16 protein-coding genes and 1 pseudogene are annotated in these 15,818 nt (G+C 73.4%); 12 read left to right on the top strand and 5 right to left on the bottom strand.

The genetic code is table 11. The features are described from left to right. The first annotated feature begins 149 nt into the window (after positions 1–149). The 3 genes from ACZ5GT_RS25670 (at position 150) to ACZ5GT_RS25660 (ending at position 1,746) form a co-directional block, all read left to right on the top strand. Complete coding sequence (locus ACZ5GT_RS25670) at positions 150–656, top strand: MarR family winged helix-turn-helix transcriptional regulator (protein ID WP_469030930.1); 507 nt, start codon at positions 150–152, stop codon at positions 654–656. Between the two features lie 297 nt (positions 657–953). After that, positions 954–1,463 carry a sigma factor-like helix-turn-helix DNA-binding protein gene (locus ACZ5GT_RS25665; protein ID WP_469030716.1) on the top strand — a complete coding sequence of 170 codons (510 nt, stop codon included), beginning with the start codon at positions 954–956 and terminating at the stop codon, positions 1,461–1,463. Positions 1,464–1,497: 34 nt separating this feature from the next. After that, positions 1,498–1,746: a hypothetical protein gene (locus tag ACZ5GT_RS25660; RefSeq protein ID WP_469030714.1), complete on the top strand. Its 249-nt coding sequence runs from the start codon at positions 1,498–1,500 to the stop codon at positions 1,744–1,746. Between the two features lie 3 nt (positions 1,747–1,749). Here the strand turns inward: ACZ5GT_RS25660 and ACZ5GT_RS25655 are convergent, their stop codons facing one another. Further along, a complete protein-coding gene (locus ACZ5GT_RS25655) occupies positions 1,750–2,904 on the bottom strand; it encodes a cystathionine gamma-synthase (protein WP_469030710.1) in 1,155 nt (384 codons plus the stop codon). A 155-nt stretch (positions 2,905–3,059) separates the two neighbouring features. Between ACZ5GT_RS25655 and ACZ5GT_RS25650 the strand changes: the two genes are divergently transcribed. After that, a complete protein-coding gene (locus ACZ5GT_RS25650; RefSeq protein WP_469030708.1) occupies positions 3,060–4,178 on the top strand; it encodes a hypothetical protein in 1,119 nt (372 codons plus the stop codon). A gap of 384 nt (positions 4,179–4,562) precedes the next feature. Here ACZ5GT_RS25650 and ACZ5GT_RS25645 read toward each other — a convergent pair whose 3' ends face one another. Next, positions 4,563–5,156, bottom strand: coding sequence for a DUF4291 domain-containing protein (locus ACZ5GT_RS25645; protein ID WP_469030705.1), 594 nt, complete (start codon positions 5,154–5,156; stop codon positions 4,563–4,565). A 224-nt stretch (positions 5,157–5,380) separates the two neighbouring features. Beyond that, a complete protein-coding gene (locus ACZ5GT_RS25640; RefSeq protein ID WP_469030928.1) occupies positions 5,381–5,761 on the bottom strand; it encodes a transposase in 381 nt (126 codons plus the stop codon). 209 nt (positions 5,762–5,970) lie between these two features. Here ACZ5GT_RS25640 and ACZ5GT_RS25635 point away from each other — a divergent pair. The 3 genes and pseudogenes from ACZ5GT_RS25635 to ACZ5GT_RS25625 form a co-directional block, all read left to right on the top strand. After that, a pseudogene (locus tag ACZ5GT_RS25635) lies at positions 5,971–6,195 on the top strand (DUF4291 family protein); the annotation flags it as partial. Positions 6,196–6,427: 232 nt separating this feature from the next. Beyond that, positions 6,428–6,976 (top strand): TetR/AcrR family transcriptional regulator, encoded by a 549-nt coding sequence (locus ACZ5GT_RS25630; RefSeq protein WP_469030699.1) that lies wholly within the window; start codon positions 6,428–6,430, stop codon positions 6,974–6,976. Further along, positions 6,973–7,626: a hypothetical protein gene (locus ACZ5GT_RS25625; RefSeq protein WP_469030694.1), complete on the top strand. Its 654-nt coding sequence runs from the start codon at positions 6,973–6,975 to the stop codon at positions 7,624–7,626. Before ACZ5GT_RS25630 ends, ACZ5GT_RS25625 begins: the two co-directional genes overlap by 4 nt. A gap of 264 nt (positions 7,627–7,890) precedes the next feature. Here ACZ5GT_RS25625 and msrA read toward each other — a convergent pair whose 3' ends face one another. Beyond that, positions 7,891–8,403 carry a peptide-methionine (S)-S-oxide reductase MsrA gene (gene msrA, locus ACZ5GT_RS25620; protein WP_469030691.1) on the bottom strand — a complete coding sequence of 171 codons (513 nt, stop codon included), beginning with the start codon at positions 8,401–8,403 and terminating at the stop codon, positions 7,891–7,893. Positions 8,404–8,830: 427 nt separating this feature from the next. Between msrA and ACZ5GT_RS25615 the strand changes: the two genes are divergently transcribed. Continuing rightward, complete coding sequence (locus tag ACZ5GT_RS25615; RefSeq protein ID WP_469030688.1) at positions 8,831–10,054, top strand: glycosyltransferase; 1,224 nt, start codon at positions 8,831–8,833, stop codon at positions 10,052–10,054. Between the two features lie 2 nt (positions 10,055–10,056). Here the strand turns inward: ACZ5GT_RS25615 and ACZ5GT_RS25610 are convergent, their stop codons facing one another. After that, complete coding sequence (locus ACZ5GT_RS25610; RefSeq protein ID WP_469030684.1) at positions 10,057–12,780, bottom strand: helix-turn-helix transcriptional regulator; 2,724 nt, start codon at positions 12,778–12,780, stop codon at positions 10,057–10,059. Between the two features lie 254 nt (positions 12,781–13,034). On the opposite strand from ACZ5GT_RS25610, the gene ACZ5GT_RS25605 reads away from it, so the two are divergent. From ACZ5GT_RS25605 to ACZ5GT_RS25590, 4 genes are all read left to right on the top strand, one after another. Then, positions 13,035–13,343, top strand: a complete 309-nt coding sequence (locus ACZ5GT_RS25605; protein ID WP_469030677.1) for a hypothetical protein — start codon at positions 13,035–13,037, stop codon at positions 13,341–13,343. A 353-nt stretch (positions 13,344–13,696) separates the two neighbouring features. Next, a complete protein-coding gene (locus tag ACZ5GT_RS25600) occupies positions 13,697–14,449 on the top strand; it encodes a DUF4386 family protein (protein WP_469030670.1) in 753 nt (250 codons plus the stop codon). 516 nt (positions 14,450–14,965) lie between these two features. After that, positions 14,966–15,199 carry a heavy-metal-associated domain-containing protein gene (locus ACZ5GT_RS25595; protein WP_469030664.1) on the top strand — a complete coding sequence of 78 codons (234 nt, stop codon included), beginning with the start codon at positions 14,966–14,968 and terminating at the stop codon, positions 15,197–15,199. Between the two features lie 46 nt (positions 15,200–15,245). Continuing rightward, positions 15,246–15,692, top strand: a complete 447-nt coding sequence (locus tag ACZ5GT_RS25590; protein WP_469030657.1) for a hypothetical protein — start codon at positions 15,246–15,248, stop codon at positions 15,690–15,692. Positions 15,693–15,818: the final 126 nt, after the last annotated feature.

Here is a 15,818-nt window from a genome sequence, read left to right as displayed (position 1 = left end):
AGTTCACGGGCGGGCGGCACCGTAATGACCACGCTCCGAGACTGGTTTGCGCAGCGCCGGTACGGCCCACGCCCCGGCCGCGTACTCTGTCCCCCATTCCAGCACCCCCTTCATGAAGTGAGCCCCCGGCCATGCCCACAACACCTGAAATGTCGATGGACATGACGACCGCCGGTGACACCGGTCTCCTCGAAACGCTGCAGCACGAGGTGGCGGTCTTCGCCCGCCGCGCCGAACAGACCCGGCTCGGCGGAGTCGGGCAGGTGCGCAACTCCATGGACCGCGCCGCCTACCTGCTGCTCAACCGCCTCGACAAGGAAGGCCCGATGGGCGTCAAGGCGCTCGCCGCGAGCATGGGCATCGACTCCTCGACGGTCACCCGGCAGGTTGCACCGCTCGTCGACACCGGGCTCGTGAAGCGGACCTCGCACCCCGACGACGGGCGGGCCGTGGTCCTCCAGCTGTCCCCGCGCGGTCAGTCCCGGCTGGCGGAAGTGCGTTCCTCCCGGCGGCAGTTGATGGCCGAGCTGACGCAGGACTGGGCGCCGGAGGAGCGCGAGACGTTCTGCGCGCTCCTCACCCGCTTCAACGGCGCGCTGTCCGCCCGGATGGCGACGCAGGGGGTGTCCGGCCCGGAGGCCCCGCAGGCGTCGTAGTCCGGCGAAAATCGCTCGCCCTCACCTCCGGCCCGGCCCCCACGCACGCGGGTCGCGGCCGCATGCCCGCGTGCGGCGGAGTGCGCAGGTGAGCGGGGGTGCACGAGGGCGTACGGCGCCGCCGGGGCGGGCGGCGCGGCGGAGTTCCGCCGCTCGACCGGCGTACCCGAGTGCGCCTTGCTCTTGACCGAAAGGCCGCGCCTGGCCTCATATGAGACCGGGTCCTCGTCGCACGCGGTTCCGCCGGGCCGTGGCGGCCGGGCCCGGGTCCCTGAGGGCGTTCGGGCGGGAGGAGCGGTGCGACGACGGCATGCGTCCCGGGGCGAGCGCCGAGAGCGGGAGTTCGAGGCGTTCGTCGCGGGTGCGGCAGGGCGACTGCTGCACGCCGCCACGCTGCTCACCGCGGAGGCGCCGGACGGCAACCCGCGCGCGCGGCGTCTGCTGACCCACGCCCTCGCGCACACCTACGCGTGCTGGGACCGGCTGCGCGGCGAGGACCCGTACGACCGCGCCCGCCACTACCTGGCCACCCGCTTCGCCCGCGCGGCCTGGCACCAGTACGGAGGACTCGGCCGGGGCCGTCCCGCCCCGGACAGCGCGCTGGCCCCGCTCACACCGCAGGAGCGTCTGATCATCGTCCTCAGGCTGTACGAGGGGGTCGGCGAGGAGCAGACGGCAGCGCTGCTCGGCCTCCCGGCGGAACGCGTGCGGACGATCTGCGACCGGGCCACGGCGACGCTGCTGCACCCGCCGCGCCGGCCGGCCGCCCCGGCGGTGCGGGGCGGCGCGAAGGCGGTGCCGTCGTGAGGGGCGCCGACGCCGCCGGCAGGGGGTGGCGGGCATGAACCGGGCCCAGCGGGAGGCCGCCGTACGGCAGATCATGGACCGAGTGCCGCCGCCCGTGCCGCCGGAGCTGCACGCGGAGGTCGTGCGCCGCGGCTCGCGCCTGCTGCGCCGCAGGGCCGCCGCCCGCCGTCTGCTGTACCTGCTGCTGCTCGCCGCGTGCGTGGCGTTCCTGGTGTGGGCGGTGACGGCGCGCCCGTGGGTGGAGCCGCCCTCGCAGACGACCCCACCGCTCACCGACTGGTGACGCCTAGCCGAGCGCCTGCTGCAGGTCTTCCAGGAGGTCGTCGACGTTCTCGATGCCGACGGACAGCCGCACCAGGTCGGCGGGCACCTCGAGGGCCGAGCCGGCCGCGGATGCGTGCGTCATCCGCCCCGGGTGCTCGATCAGGGACTCGACGCCGCCGAGGGACTCCCCGAGGGTGAACACCTCGGCGCGGTTGCACACCTCGACGGCCGCCTCCTCGCCGCCCTCGACCTGGAAGGACACCATGCCGCCGAAGGCGCGCATCTGCTTGGCGGCGACCTCGTGTCCGGGGTGGTCGGGCAGCCCCGGGTACAGCACGCGCGTCACCCGCGCGTGATGGCTGAGCATGTCGGCGACCTTGGCGGCGTTCTCGCTGTGTCGGTCCATGCGCACCGCCAGCGTCTTGGTGCCGCGCAGCACCAGCCAGGAGTCGAACGGCCCGGCGACCGCGCCCATCGCGTTCTGGTGGAACGCCAGCTCCTCGCCCAGCTCGGGGTCGCTGACGATCAGGGCACCGCCGACGACGTCGGAGTGGCCGCCCATGTACTTGGTCAGCGAGTGCACGACGACGTCCGCGCCGTGCGCCAGCGGCTGCTGAAGGTACGGCGTGGCGAAGGTGTTGTCGACGACGAGCCTGGCACCCGCGTCCCGGGCGACCTGCGCGACGGCGGCGATGTCGGTGACACCGAGCAGCGGGTTGGAGGGGGTCTCCACCCACACGGCCTTGGTCTTCGGGGTGATGGCGGCCCGGACGGCGGACGGGTCGGAGCTGTCGGCGACCGACCACTCCACGCCCCACCGGGAGACGACCTTGGCGAACAGCCGGAACGTGCCGCCGTACGCGTCGTTGGGGATGACCACGTGGTCGCCCGGGCTGAGCAGCGTACGCAGCAGGCAGTCCTCGGCCGCCAGTCCGGACGCGAACGCGAGACCGCGGCGGCCGCCCTCGAGGGCCGCGAGGTTCTCTTCCAGGGCGGTCCTGGTCGGGTTGGCGCTGCGGCTGTACTCGTAGCCGCCGCGCAGGCCGCCGACGCCGTCCTGCTTGTAGGTCGAGACCTGGTAGATCGGCGGGACGACCGCGCCGGTGAGGGGATCGGCGGTGTTGCCCGCATGGATCGCGAGGGTCTCGAAGTGCTGACTGATGTGCCTGTCGCTCATGCGCACCGAGACTAGTGCGCTCGCGGCCGGGGCGACGGCCGACCAGGATCCGGCGGCGGCGCGACGGCCCGTCTCCCCGAACCCCGCGCGATGGTTTTCCACAGGTCCGCGGACCGGGTTGGCCAATTGTCGGCGGTGTCTGGAACGCTTGAGGCATGGAGATTCTGTGGGTCCTCATGGCGCTGGTCATGATCAGCTTCGTGCTGCTGCCCCTACTGCGGCGGCGGCGCGGCATGATCGAGCAGGTTCCGGCCGGCCACCCGGACGCCGCCGACCCGGAGAACTACGGGTTCGTGCGGGAGGAGGAGCTGGACGTCCGCATGCCCGGCCCCGACCAGGACCTGCTGGACGTCCTGGACCTGGTGCAGCGCACCCAGGACTACCGCGCGGCGGCGCAGCTGCTGGCCGGCACGGGGACGGAGGACGAGGCGCGCTGGCAGCGGGTGCAGGCCTTCGCGGGCGCCGCGTCGCTGGAGCTGCTGCAGCGGCCGGGCGGGGTCGGCGAGATGCCGGGCGGGCAGTGGCTGCGGGTGTGGCGCGTCGAGCAGCCCAAGGACGCGGGCGGGGCCGCCGTGCACGCGGAGTTCCTGGTGCAGCAGGCGTGGCGGACGTCGACGCCGGGCACCGACGAGTTCCGCATCATCATGGAGGAGGCGAGGTCGGCGTGCGCCGACGCGGCCCTCCTCGCACCCGGCGATCCGATCCCGTACATCGTCGAACTGTCGGTGGCCCGCGGACTTGCCTACCCGCGGCCCGAGTTCGAGCAGCTCTGGCTGAAGATCCTGGACCGCGCGCCGGCGCACATGGGCGCGCACCTGGCGGCACTGCACTACTGGTGCGAGAAGTGGCACGGCTCCCGGGAGCTGGCGTACTCCTTCGCGGAGGCCGCCGCCGCCCGCGCCCCGCGGGGTTCCCTGCTCGCGGCGATGCCCCTCTTCGCGGTCTTCGAGCACCTCCCCGAGGTGAACCTGGTCAGCAGCTTCTACCAGAGCGAGGTCGTCACCAAGGCGATCCACGGCGCGCTGCACGCCGTCCACTCGGCCCGCCCGGACGACCCGATGCTGGCGCACGTACGCCACATGCTGGTGTTCTTCCTGGTGCGCGCCGAGCGCTGGTCCGAGGCCATGAACCAGCTCATACACATCGACGGTCACGTCGGCGCCCTGCCCTGGACGCTGTCTGCCGACCCGGCGGCGGAGTTCGCGGTCTACCGCGCCCTGGCGGTGGCGGGCTACGAGGCGAACGGCGGCAGCCCGGCGACCCTCCCGCACTGACCACACGGAACCGGTGCGGCCGGTGCGGCCGGACCACCCGGCGGACCCCGCACGTAAGTCGAGGTGGCCGGACCCGCACCTCCGGCCCCCGGAACACCTCAACACCGCAAGTTCCCGCACAGCCCCACGCCCCGACTGCCCGCCATCCGCGTCGGCCGTTTCCCTGCGGCGTGGAAGCGGGACAGGATGACGTGGATCATCAAGCCGCGTTCACATACCTTGTCCATGCCGCTGGCACGACGGTGAACCCTGCCGGCGAGCTGCTCCTCGCCGGTGGGGTGGACAGCGTCCCTGCGATGGGAGATCACCCTGACTTCCGTCCTGGCGAGCCTGTGCCGTCATGTGACCCGTGGGTGATGCCGACCGCTGTGTCCGGACCGCCGGTCAGGGACGCAGGTGGGCCAGTAGTTCGTCACCGGCGGGGTAGCTCTGTTCCTGGGGGAGCAATCGGGTCGCTGTGTCCAGTTCGCCTCTGCTGACGAGCGTGTGGATCTCGTTGGCGAGCGGGGTCACGTCGCGGAGGGACACGATCCACTCGTCCGCGTAACGCGACGACGCCTCGCCCGAGAGTCCTAGTTGCAGCGAGCGCTGCGGCAGGGGACGCAGGTTCAGGTCGCGTTCGGGGTCCCACTGGACACGGGCCGGTGCGCGCTTGAGTTCACGCCGCCAGGTGTCGCGATCAGGATGCAGGCCGCGGACGTAGCTCGACAGGCAGGCATTGCGCACCGCCCAGTCGAAGCCGACGCGAGTGATCTCGATGGCAAGAACGGTCTCCTGCCCAGCACTGGTGCCCCAGTTGGAGCGGTACATCATCCACAGGAAGCTGGGTTTGATCCACGTCATGCGGTTCCGCCGCCACGAAGAGGGAAAGCGGCCGTCGCGGACGGCGGGCAGCCCGATTTCAGGGGAGTACGCCTGGTAGACGGTGATCTTGGATGCCGTGTGGAGCGCGCGGATCCCGCGGTGCGGTTCTTCCATGGCGTACAGCGTGGGGTCGGCCGGCTCGGGCGGCCACCGATTTTCGGCTGCTGCTCGCTGCGACGGAGCACGCCGGCCGCGGCACCGAGCGAGTCGCCGGTCCGGACGGCTCGCGAGGCCGCTGTCCGGCGGCGGCACACCAATCGCGGCCAGAGCCTCCGGCGGCCATGGGTCGGATACGAGGTGTTGATGCAGTGTCGACGGCAGCGATTTCGTGCGCCAGGTCAGCCGACCGATGAAGTGGATGCTCCTATGGCTGTCAAGCCGCTGGAGCGAGGTCGGTTTGGGGGGATTCGTTCGGTTGGTGTGCTGGTCAGGGCGCGGTAGACCTCGCGGGCGACGAATCGCTTGAGGCAGCGCATGATGTCCTTCTTGTTCAGCCCTTGCTTGGTGCGGCGTTCGACGTAGGCGCGGGTGCGTTCGTCGAAGCGCATGCGGGTGAGCACGATGGTGTGCAGGGCGTTGTTGGCGGCCCGGTCGCCGCCGCGGTTGAGGCGGTGGCGGTGGGTGCGTCCGGACGAGGCCGGGATCGGCGCGACCCCGGCCAGGTGCGCGAACGCGGCTTCCGAGCGCATCCGCTCGGGGTTGTCCCCGGCCGAGGCCAGCAGCTGGCCGGCGGTCTCGGGACCGACGCCGAACAGCTCCAGCAGCTGAGGTGCGGCCTGCTTGACCAGGGGTGCGATCTCGGCGTCCAGCTCGGCGATCTCCTCGTCGAGCGCCTGGTGACGGCGGGCCGGTCGCCGCAGCGCCGCCCGGGTCGCGGCCAGGGGCCGGGACAGGTCCTCGCCGGGCCGCAGCCGGGCCAGGGTGCGTTGAGTGGGCGCTGCGCAACGCGTGCCTGTCGAGTTGCGTTCTTGGGCTGCGCTCCGACCGCAGCACCCGGCAACGCGAGTTGAAGCGCTCGCCGACCCGCGCCCAGTGGAACCCTGAGCGTGATCTGCGCATCGGGCCCCTGCCGTACCGCTCGCTGCGGCTCGGGCTCTCCGGTGAGGCCGTAGAGCGTTACGCGGACGAGTGGACGGCCTCTATCGACGTGACGCGGGAGGCTCCAGGCTCAGCGGCCCGATCGGAGTTCGGCACCCTCAAGCTTGACGGCTAACAGCGTTAGCCCTAGAGTCACGGCGTGCGGCTAACGGCGTTAGCCGAATTGGCCCAGTCCCGACGCGGAAGGACCACCGTGACCACGACCACGACCACGACCACCGGCAGTGCCCGGCCCGTCGCCGGACCCGGCCGGCCCACCGGCACCGCCGTCGCGCGGACGGCGCGCCGTGGCTGACCGGGCGCAGCAGATCACGGACGCCGCCCGGGAGTTACTCGAGGCCGAAGGGCCGGACGGGTTGTCGATGCGGCGTATCGCCGAGCGCGTAGGCATCCGGGCACCGTCGCTGTACAAGCACTTCCCCGACAAGGGCGCCGTCGAGGCTGCTCTCCAGGCGCAGGGCATGGCCCAGTTGGCGCAGGACCTGGAGGCCGCCGAAGCCGGGGCCGACGAGGGACCGGCCATGCCTGCGCTCGCCCGCGCCTACCGGCAGCACGCCCTTGCCAACCCGCACCTCTACCGCATCACCCACACCCGGCCGCTCGCCCGCACCGCGCTGCCCGAGGGGCTCGAGGAGCGCGCGGCGATGCCGCTGGTCCGCGCGGCGCACGGCGACGTGGACATCGCGCGCACGCTCTGGGCGTTCGCGCACGGCATGGCCGTACTCGAACTCGACGGCCGCTTCCCGCCCGGCGCGGACCTGGACGCCGCATGGCGCATCGGCTGCGCGGCGCTCACCCGTGCCGTCCACGACGAAAGTCAGGGAGATACCGCATGACCATGATCGCTGCCGGGCAGGCCACCGCCACCGCTTCCCGCGCCGCCGGATACACGCACGCCGCGGCATGGATCGTCGGGCTCGCCGTCGCCTGGGGTGCCACACCCGAAGCCGGTGACACAGACGCCCACATCGCGACCGCGTACGCCGACCGGCCGGTCCAGGCGATCGCCCAGGCGCTGCTCGTGCACGGCGTGGCGGCCGCAAGCCTGGCGGTCGTCGGATCCGGACTGATCGGCTGGGCCCACCGGACCGGCAACGCCACGGCTCGCTTCGCCGGATGGGCCGGGACGGCCGCGGCCGCGCTCGCGGCCGTGCAACTCGTCCTGGAGCTGATCGCCGTCTCCGGAGCCGATCCGGCGTCACCGGGCAGGACGGGCACACTGTTCGAGGCGGTCCAGCGCCTGGACGGCGTCAAGATGTTCGCGCTTGCCGCGCTCGCCGCCGCTGCCTGCGTGGCCTCGCGGCACGACGCACTGCTGCGGCGTTGGGAGACCGTCACCGGCTGGGCCCTCGCCGTCACGATCACCGCGTCCGGCATCGGCTACCTGCTGCTGTCTACCGTCCTGACCCCGATGGCGTTCGCCTCACTGCCCCTGCTGCTGGTCTGGATCGCCGTGCTCGGCGCAGCCCTCGGCCGCCGGTTCTGAGCCGAGCCCCAGCCACAGGACCGCCGGGCATCGACACCTCGTCGACACCCCGCGACCCGGCCCACCCCGCGAGGTGGGAAGCAAGAGCACCCTGCCAGGGGCTGCCCGCGTCCTGTGCCGTCGGCCTCGCCATGGACGGCCGAGCCTCGGCCCGTGGCCTTCCTCGGCCTGTGACCTGTCCTCGGCCCGTGGCCTTCCCCGTCCGGGGCCTTCCCCGTCCGGGGCCTTCCGCGCCCGTGGCGTCCACCGGGGCGTTTCTCGCGGTCAGTCCTTCGTGCGGGCCGGCAGCCGCCATCCCGGGCGGGGGAAGTGGCAGGTGTAGCCGTTCGGGTAGCGCTGCAGGTAGTCCTGGTGCTCGGGCTCGGCCTCCCAGAAGGGGCCGACCGGCTCCACCTCGGTGACGACCTTGCCCGGCCACAGGCCGGAGGCGTCCACATCGGCGATCGTGTCCTCGGCGATCCGCTTCTGCTCGTCGTCGACGTAGTAGATCGCCGAGCGGTAGCTGAGGCCGATGTCGTTGCCCTGTCGGTTCTTGGTGCTCGGGTCGTGGATCTGGAAGAAGAACTCCAGGATCGCGCGGTAGTCGGTCTTCGCCGGGTCGTAGAGGATCTCGATGGCCTCCGCGTGCGTGCCGTGGTTGCGGTACGTCGCGTTCGGCACGTCGCCGCCGGTGTATCCGACCCGGGTCGCCGTCACGCCCGGAAGCCGGCGGATCAGCTCCTCCATCCCCCAGAAACATCCGCCCGCCAGCACGGCCCTCTCTGTCTGCGCAGCCATTGAGGCCCTCCCATTACTTGTCAGCTCGGTCACTCGCGCCGCCCGGCTCGCATCCCACCGGCACCCGATGCGCAACCTCCTCAACGCATGAGGCGTCCAAGCGATTCCGTGCCCGCTCAGCGGGTCCTGCGGTCGCTGTTCCGGCGCCGGCGCCGGCTCCTTCGGACGGCGACGCCGCGCGGGAGGGGCGGCCTGCCTGGGATTCCTGCGGGTGCGGGCTGTCGCCGTGTCGGCCGCGGCGTCGGGTCGAGCCGTCGGCGCGCAGGGGGCGTAGGGGCGCTTCTCGGTGCGGCTCCGGCGGGCGGGATCGTCACCCGTCTCTCTCCCGCTTCACCGTATATCGCATGGGGGATCTTGCCGCAAGGCCCCCATATTGGGCGAACATGGGCGCTCCGCGTGACAGGCGCGGCGGAAGAGGGGAGTTGCCATGCGGGTGCTGTTGTCCACGATCGGCTCACGGGGAGAGGTCCAGCCGGTGATCGCTCTGGCCCGGCAGCTGCAGGAGCTGGGGCAGGATGCCGTCGTGTGCGCGCCTCCTGACTTCCAGGAGTGGGCGAAGTCCCTGGGCGTCACCTACCGTCCGGTCGGCCCGGAGCTGCGTGCCACGGCGAAGCGGCCGGCGGGGGCCGTGCCCACGCCCGAGCAGCGGCGCCAGATGATCGAGGGCACGGTTGCGGATCAGTTCGCGGCGGTGGGTTCGGCCGCTGTGGGGTGCGATGTGATCGTGGGAGGCGGCGCTCTCGCGATCGTCGCCCGCTCGGTGGCCGAGCAGCGCAGCATCGGCTACGTGTACGCCGCGTTCGCCCCGGTCACGCTGCCGTCGCCGCACCACGCACCGCCTGTGTTCGGGCTGCTGGGACAGGAGCAGGCGGACCCCGCGGTCGACCACCGGACGCTGTGGGCTCAGGACGCACAACGCTGGAACGTCCTGTGGGGCGCCGCGCTCAACGCACAGCGCGAGGCCGCGGGACTCGCCCCGGTCGGCGACGTGAGCCGCCACATCTTCACCGGCTCCCCTTGGCTGGCCGCCGATCCGACGCTGGCGCCATGGCCCGGGTCGGCGGAGCTGGACGTGGTGCAGACCGGGGCGTGGATCTTGACGGACGACCGGCGGCTCGCGCCCGAGCTGGAGGAATTCCTCGACGCCGGCGCGCCGCCGGTCTACTTCGGATTCGGCAGCGTACGGGCTCCCGAGGGCATCGCCCGGACGGCGGTGGCAGCCGCCCGCGCACTCGGCCGCCGGGTGATCCTCGCCCGCGGCTGGGCCGGGCTCGCCCTCGACGAGGCCGCGCCCGACTGCCTGGTGGTCGGCGAGGTTAACCAGCAGGCGCTGTTCCGGCGGGTCGCCGCGGTCGTGCACCACGGTGGGGCGGGCACCACGACCACCGCCGCCGCGGCGGGGGTGCCTCAGGTGATCGTTCCGCAGACGTTCGATCAGTTCTACTTCGCTCACCGCGTCGACCGGCTGGGAATCGGCGGTGTTCACGCGGGGAGTGAGCCGACCGCCGGTTCGCTCACCGCGGTGCTGGACCGTGCCCTCGGGCCGCGGACGGTCGAGGCTGCCCGTGCCATGGCGGGCCGGGTGGACACGGACGGTGCCCTGACCGCGGCACGTCGGCTGCTGGAGAAGGCCGCCGTCATCACCCGTTGAGGTCAGAGGTCGAGGGGGAGGGCGGTGAGTTCGGCGCGGGAGGTGACGCCCAGCTTGGCGTAGCAGTTCCGCAGGTGGAAGTCGACGGTGCGTGAGCTGACGAACAGCTGGGCGGCCACGTCCCGGTTCGACAGGCCCTGCCGGACCAGGCCGGCGACCTGGCGTTCCTGCGGGGTGAGCGCGGTGGCGGTGGTGACGTCGCGGCGGCGGGCGGTCTCGCCGGAGGCGCGCAGTTCCTGCGCGGCCCGTTCGGCCCAGGGGGCGGCGCCGAGGTCCTCGAACAGCGCCAGCGCGGTGCGCAGGTGCTCGCGGGCGTCGACGCGGCGGCGGGCGCGGCGCAGGTGCTCGCCGAAGGCCAGGTGGGTGCGGGCCCGGTCGGGCAGCCGCGGCGAGCCGGCGTGCGCGGCGAGTGCCCGCCGGAAGTGGGCCTCGGCGTCACCGTCCCCGGTTGCGCCGGCGACGAGGGCGCGGCCGTGCTCGACGACCGCGGTCGCGGCCGGTGCGCCGGTGCCCGCGGCGAACCGCTCCAGCTCGGCCAGCCAGGTGTGGGCGAGGTCGGTACGGTCGCCGCGGACGGCGGCGTCGAACAGGTCGAGGGCGGCCAGACGGCGCCACGCCGGTCCTTCGATCTGCTCCAGGTGGTGCAGCGCGGTCGCCGGCTGTGCGGCCGTGCGCAGCCCACGGGCCCAGTGCGCCAGGTCGGCGACGAGACGGTCGGTGATGCCGATCGGGTGCCGGTCCCGGATCTCGGCGACCCGGTCCAGGTGGCGCTCGGCGTCGTCGTCCCCGCGCAGCGCCGCGACCAGGGCGAGTTGCGCGGTGGGCAGCGCGGTCAGCCCGGGGTGCCCGGTGCCGGCGGTCAGCGGCAGCGCCTCGGCGGCGGCACCGGCGGCCTTCGACCAGGCGCCGGTCGCGATCTGGAAGTGGACGCCGCGGGTGAGGGCGTGCTCGGCCATGGTGAGCGCGCCGGCGCTGCGGGCGGCGGTCAGCTGCTGCTCGTGCAGTCGCAGCCCGCGCTCGTCGTCGTCGATCAGCATCGCGGCGATGCCCAGGTTGGGCTGGAGCATGTGGTCGTCGACCGGGTCGGCGTCGGTGAGGGCGAACGCGCGCCGGAAGGACTCCGCGGCGGCCGGCCAGTCGCCGCGGGAGACGGCGCCGAAGCCGTGCAGCAGGGCCCAGCCGGCCCGCACGCGGGGCGGCGCGTCCGGTGCGGGCTCGGTCACCAGCGCGGTCGGGTCGACCGCGCGCGGGGACCGGGCGCCGAACGCCGTGAGCGACGCGGCGAGCATCGCCAGCTGGGCCGCCAGCGCCGCGTCCACGCCGGTGGCGGCCTCGGCGGCCTGGAGGACGAGGTCGTAGCCGTCGTTCAGCGAGCGGGTGTTCCACTCGATCTGCCCTTGCAGGGCGAGCAGTCGCGCCCGCAGCAGCGGATCGGTCACGTCCGCCGCCGCGGCCTGGGCGAGTGCCGAGCCGCGTGCGGGATGGGCGCCGAGCCAGGCCGAGGACGCGGCCAGGTACAGCCGCCGGCCGCGGGCCTCACTGGCCTCGTCGAGTTCGGCGGCGCGGGCCCACGCGGCGGCCGCCGCCTCGTGGCCACCGCGGGCCGCGGCCCGCTCGGCGACCCCGTCGAGGGCGGCGACGACGTCCTCGTCGGGCCGGTCGGCGGCGGCGGCCAGGTGCCAGGCCCGCCGCTCGGGGTCGCCGGTCAGCACGTCGGCGAGCGCACGGTGCGCGGCTCGGCGCTGCGCGCTGGTGGCCGCCCGGTAGACCGCCGAGCGCACCAGCGGGTGGTAGAGGGCGACGGCGTCGCCGTCCACCCGCAGCAGCCCGGACCGCTCCACCGCGTCCAGGGCGGCATCCGGGGCGTCGAGGCGCTCGGCGGCTTCCCGGACCACGGTCAGCCGGCCGGTGTCGTCGGTGGCGGCGACCAGCAGGAACCTCTGCGCGGGCTCGTCGAGGCGGCGGCAGCGGTCGAGGAAGGCGCGCTCCACGCCGCCGGTCAGCGGCAACGGGGTGGGCAGCGGGGCCCGGCCGGCAAGTTGGTCGGCGGTGAGCACCCCGGCCAGCTCGACCAGCGCAAGCGGGTTGCCGCCGGTGTCCGCGACCAGCCGGCCGCACACCGCCGGGTCGACGTCGGTCCCGGCGCGGGCGGACAGCAGCGCGTCGGCGTCGGCGCCGCTCACGCCGCCGAGTACGACGGCGGGCAAGTCCCCGGCGTCGAAGCGGCGGGCGTCGCCGTCGCGGGCGGCGAACAGCAGCGCCACGCGCTCGGCCTGCAGCCGGCGGGCGGCGAACAGCAGGGCCGCCGCCGACGCGTCGTCGAGCCAGTGCGCGTCGTCGACGAGGACCAGCAGCGGCGCCTTCTCGGCGGCGTCGGCGAGCAGGCTCAGCGTGCCGAGGAACGCCAGGAAGCGGTCGCCCTCGCCCTCGGCCTCACCGATCGCCGCGCGCAGCGCGGCGGCCTGCGGTGCCGGCAGGGCCTCGATCCGGGCGCGCAGCGGCCACAGCAGCCGTTGCAACGCGGCGAAGGCCAGCGGCGATTCGGACTCCACGCCGGAGGTGCGCAGCACCTGGAGGTCCGGCGCGGTGGACAGCGCGTCCGCCAGCAGCGTCGACTTGCCGGACCCGGCGACGCCGCGCACCACCAGCGCGCCGCCGTCGCCGGCGCGGGCAGCGTCGAGCAGCGCGGCGACCGCCGCGCGTTCGAGGTCTCTTCCGGCCAGCACGAGCCCAACGATATCGGGCACCTCCGGCACACCGGACGGCCCCGGCACCGGCCCCGGACGGAGGTCCGACAACACACCGGACCGCCGTCGGCATCGCCGCCGGCGTCGCGGCCCGAGCCCGGCGGAGAACCCGGTGATTTCCCCGGTGAGACGCACCCCGTCCGGCAACGACTCTGCTGTCTGACCGGCACCGCCATCAGCACCCCGAGGCTCCCGTGACACCGCCCGACCCGCACGCCACCCGGAGGCATGCCGTGTCCAGCACATCGCCCGCTCCGGGCGCCACCCCCGAACCCAACGAACCCCTGGCGCGCCGCACGTCGCTACGGCTGTCCGCCACTCTGCTCCTCGCGGGACAGGTCCTGTACCTCGCGGTCACCCAGTTCCCCAGCGGCGGCGACGCGCACGACCACCACGCCGTGTTCGGGGCCCACGTCGGCAGCGCGGTCCGGGCGCTGGTGCACCTCGGCCGATGCGCGGGGATGGCGATCCTCGTCGCAGCACTGCTCGCCCTGTTCCTCGCACTGCGAACCCGGCGATCTCCCCGGCGATTTCCCCGGTGAGACGCAGCCGCCCCGGGGCCGACTCTGCTACCCGACCCCAGCGTCACCACCACGACCACCTCGCGGAGTTCCCATGCTTCCCGGCACCCCCGCACCCTCATCGGCTCGAGCACCTTCACGGGCGAGGGCAGAACCTGCGCACACCGCAGGCACGCGGTCTCCGAGCAGATCGCCGGCATCCACGACGCCGGCTCTGTCACCGCCGACCAGGCCTTCGCGACGACCGCCGTCGCCGACATCGCCGCCGTCGACGAGGCCGGGCCCGCGCTCACCCCATGACGTTCCGTGCCGTCTCATGACGTTCCGTGACACATCCATCCCGCTCCATCCCGCACATCACCCGGAGGCTTGCTGTGCCCAGCACATCCCCCGCTCTGAGCGCCACTCCCGCGCCGCCCGAACCCCTGGCACGTCGTACGTCGCTGCGTCGCTCCGCCATGCTGCTTCTCGCGGGACAGCTCCTGTACATCGCGGTCACCCAGTTCCACACCGGCGGAGACGCGAATGACCACCACGCCGTGTTCGCCGCCTACGCCGACAGCGAGGTCTGGACACTCGTGCACGTCGGCCAATTCGCCGGCATGGCGATCCTCCTCGCAGGGCTGCTCGCCCTGTTCTCCGCTCTGGATGATCACAACGGAACGGCGAGATGGGCGGGGCGGTTCGGTGCCGCTTCCGCGGCGGCGACGCTGGCGCTGTACGGCGTCCTGCAAGCAGTGGACGGGGTCGCCCTCAAGCATGCCGTGAACGCGTGGGCGAGCGCCCCGGCCGGCGAGAAGTCGGCGCGCTTCGCGAGCGCCGAGGCCATCCGCTGGCTCGAGTGGGGAGTGAGGAGCTACCAGGACTTCGCCCTGGGCCTTGCCCTGCTCCTGTTCGCGGTCGCCGCCGTGCGGACGGCTTGGATCCCGCGGCCGATAGTCCACCTGATGGGGCTCTCCGGCCTCACCTACCTGGTGCAGGGCTGGGTCGTCGGCTCCGCGGGCTTCTCTCGAACGGAGTCGATCGCCATCGTGCTGGCCTTCGTCCTGGACGTGTCGTGGATGATCTGGCTGGTCGTGGCCACCTGGAGGATGCAGGATTCGGAGGCCCCCTCGCCGGGCCGATGAAGCCGTGGACCAGGCGCTGGTCACCTTCGGCATCACCGGCGACCGCGCCTACGCGTAGCCGACGCTCGGCCCTGGCCACGACGCCCCACAGGTACCCGGGGCCGGGCCGACACCCTGTCTTCGACCGGCCGAGGACCGAGGACCGCCTCGGCCACCTCACCGGGGGCGGCTTACCGCGACGCCGGCCCCGGTCTCCGCACTCGGGAGCGCTCAGAACGACCACGCCCCCAGGCGGCTCGGCCGCCTCGCCGCCCCGCCCGCGAGACAAAGAGCACGTCCGCCCCAGACCCCGCGCCCGGCCTGTCGACGGATTCAGCGATCGAGGGCTTGCGGCCGCCCGCCTCACCGCGCCACGCCAGGTGGCAGGCCCGGCACCGGCGCCACCGCGAACGATTCCGCGAGCAGGTCCGGGACATGCCCGATCCCGGCGGTTTTCCCGGTGAGACGCACCCGTCGCCGGGCCGACTCTGCTACCCGACCCCAGCACCACCACCACGACCACCTCGAGGAGTTCCCGTGCTTTTCGGCACCCCGCGCACCTTCGTCGGCTCGACCACCTTCGAGGTCACCGGCATGACCGGCGGGCACTGCGTCCGCGCCGTCACCGAGGAGATCTCGGGCGTCGCCGGCGTCGAGTCCGTCACCGTCGACCCGGCCACCGGCAGCGTCACCGTCACCGTCTCCCGGCCCGTCGACCGCGCCGCCATCGCCGCCGCCGTCGACGAGGCCGGTTTCACCCTCGTCCCGTGACCGTCCCCCGTCCCCGACATCTCCACCCCATACCTGGAGGCATACCGTGCACAACCGAACCGCCATCCCGTCCGCAGCCCCCGCGCCCACCGACGCCGCGGCGCACGACGGCCACCGCCTGAGCGCCAGGAAATTCGCCCTCCACTTCGCCGAGATGGTCGTGGCCATGGCCGTCGGCATGGTGGTCCTGCACCCGGTGTGGATGTACGTCCTCGGCGCCGCCGCGCTGATGCACAACCCCTACACCGGCGCGCTGATCATGGCGACGAACATGACGGTGGCCATGTCCGCGTGGATGAGGTTCCGCGGCCACCGCTGGCGGCCCATCGCCGAGATGGGCGCGGCCATGTACCTGCCTTTCCTGGTGCTGTTCGTGCCGCTGGCGCTCGAACTCATCGACAGCGGCGCCCTGATGCTGTGGGGCCACCTGCTCATGCTCCCGGCGATGGCCGCGGCCATGCTGCTGCGTCCGCACGAGTACGCCCACTGCTGATACCCGACCGCGGGGGGGGGGGGGGGGGGGGGGTGCCCCCCCCCCCCCCCCCCCCCCCCCCCCCCCGGCCGGTCAGGCGACCGTGCACTCCTGGTCGCCCAGTTTGAACGAGGCCGGCTTCGGGTT

The sequence above is a fragment of the Streptomyces sp. NPDC031340 genome (assembly GCF_055569945.1).
The sequence above is the reverse complement of the archived record's forward strand: the minus strand, read 5'-3'. Positions and strand labels throughout refer to the sequence as shown.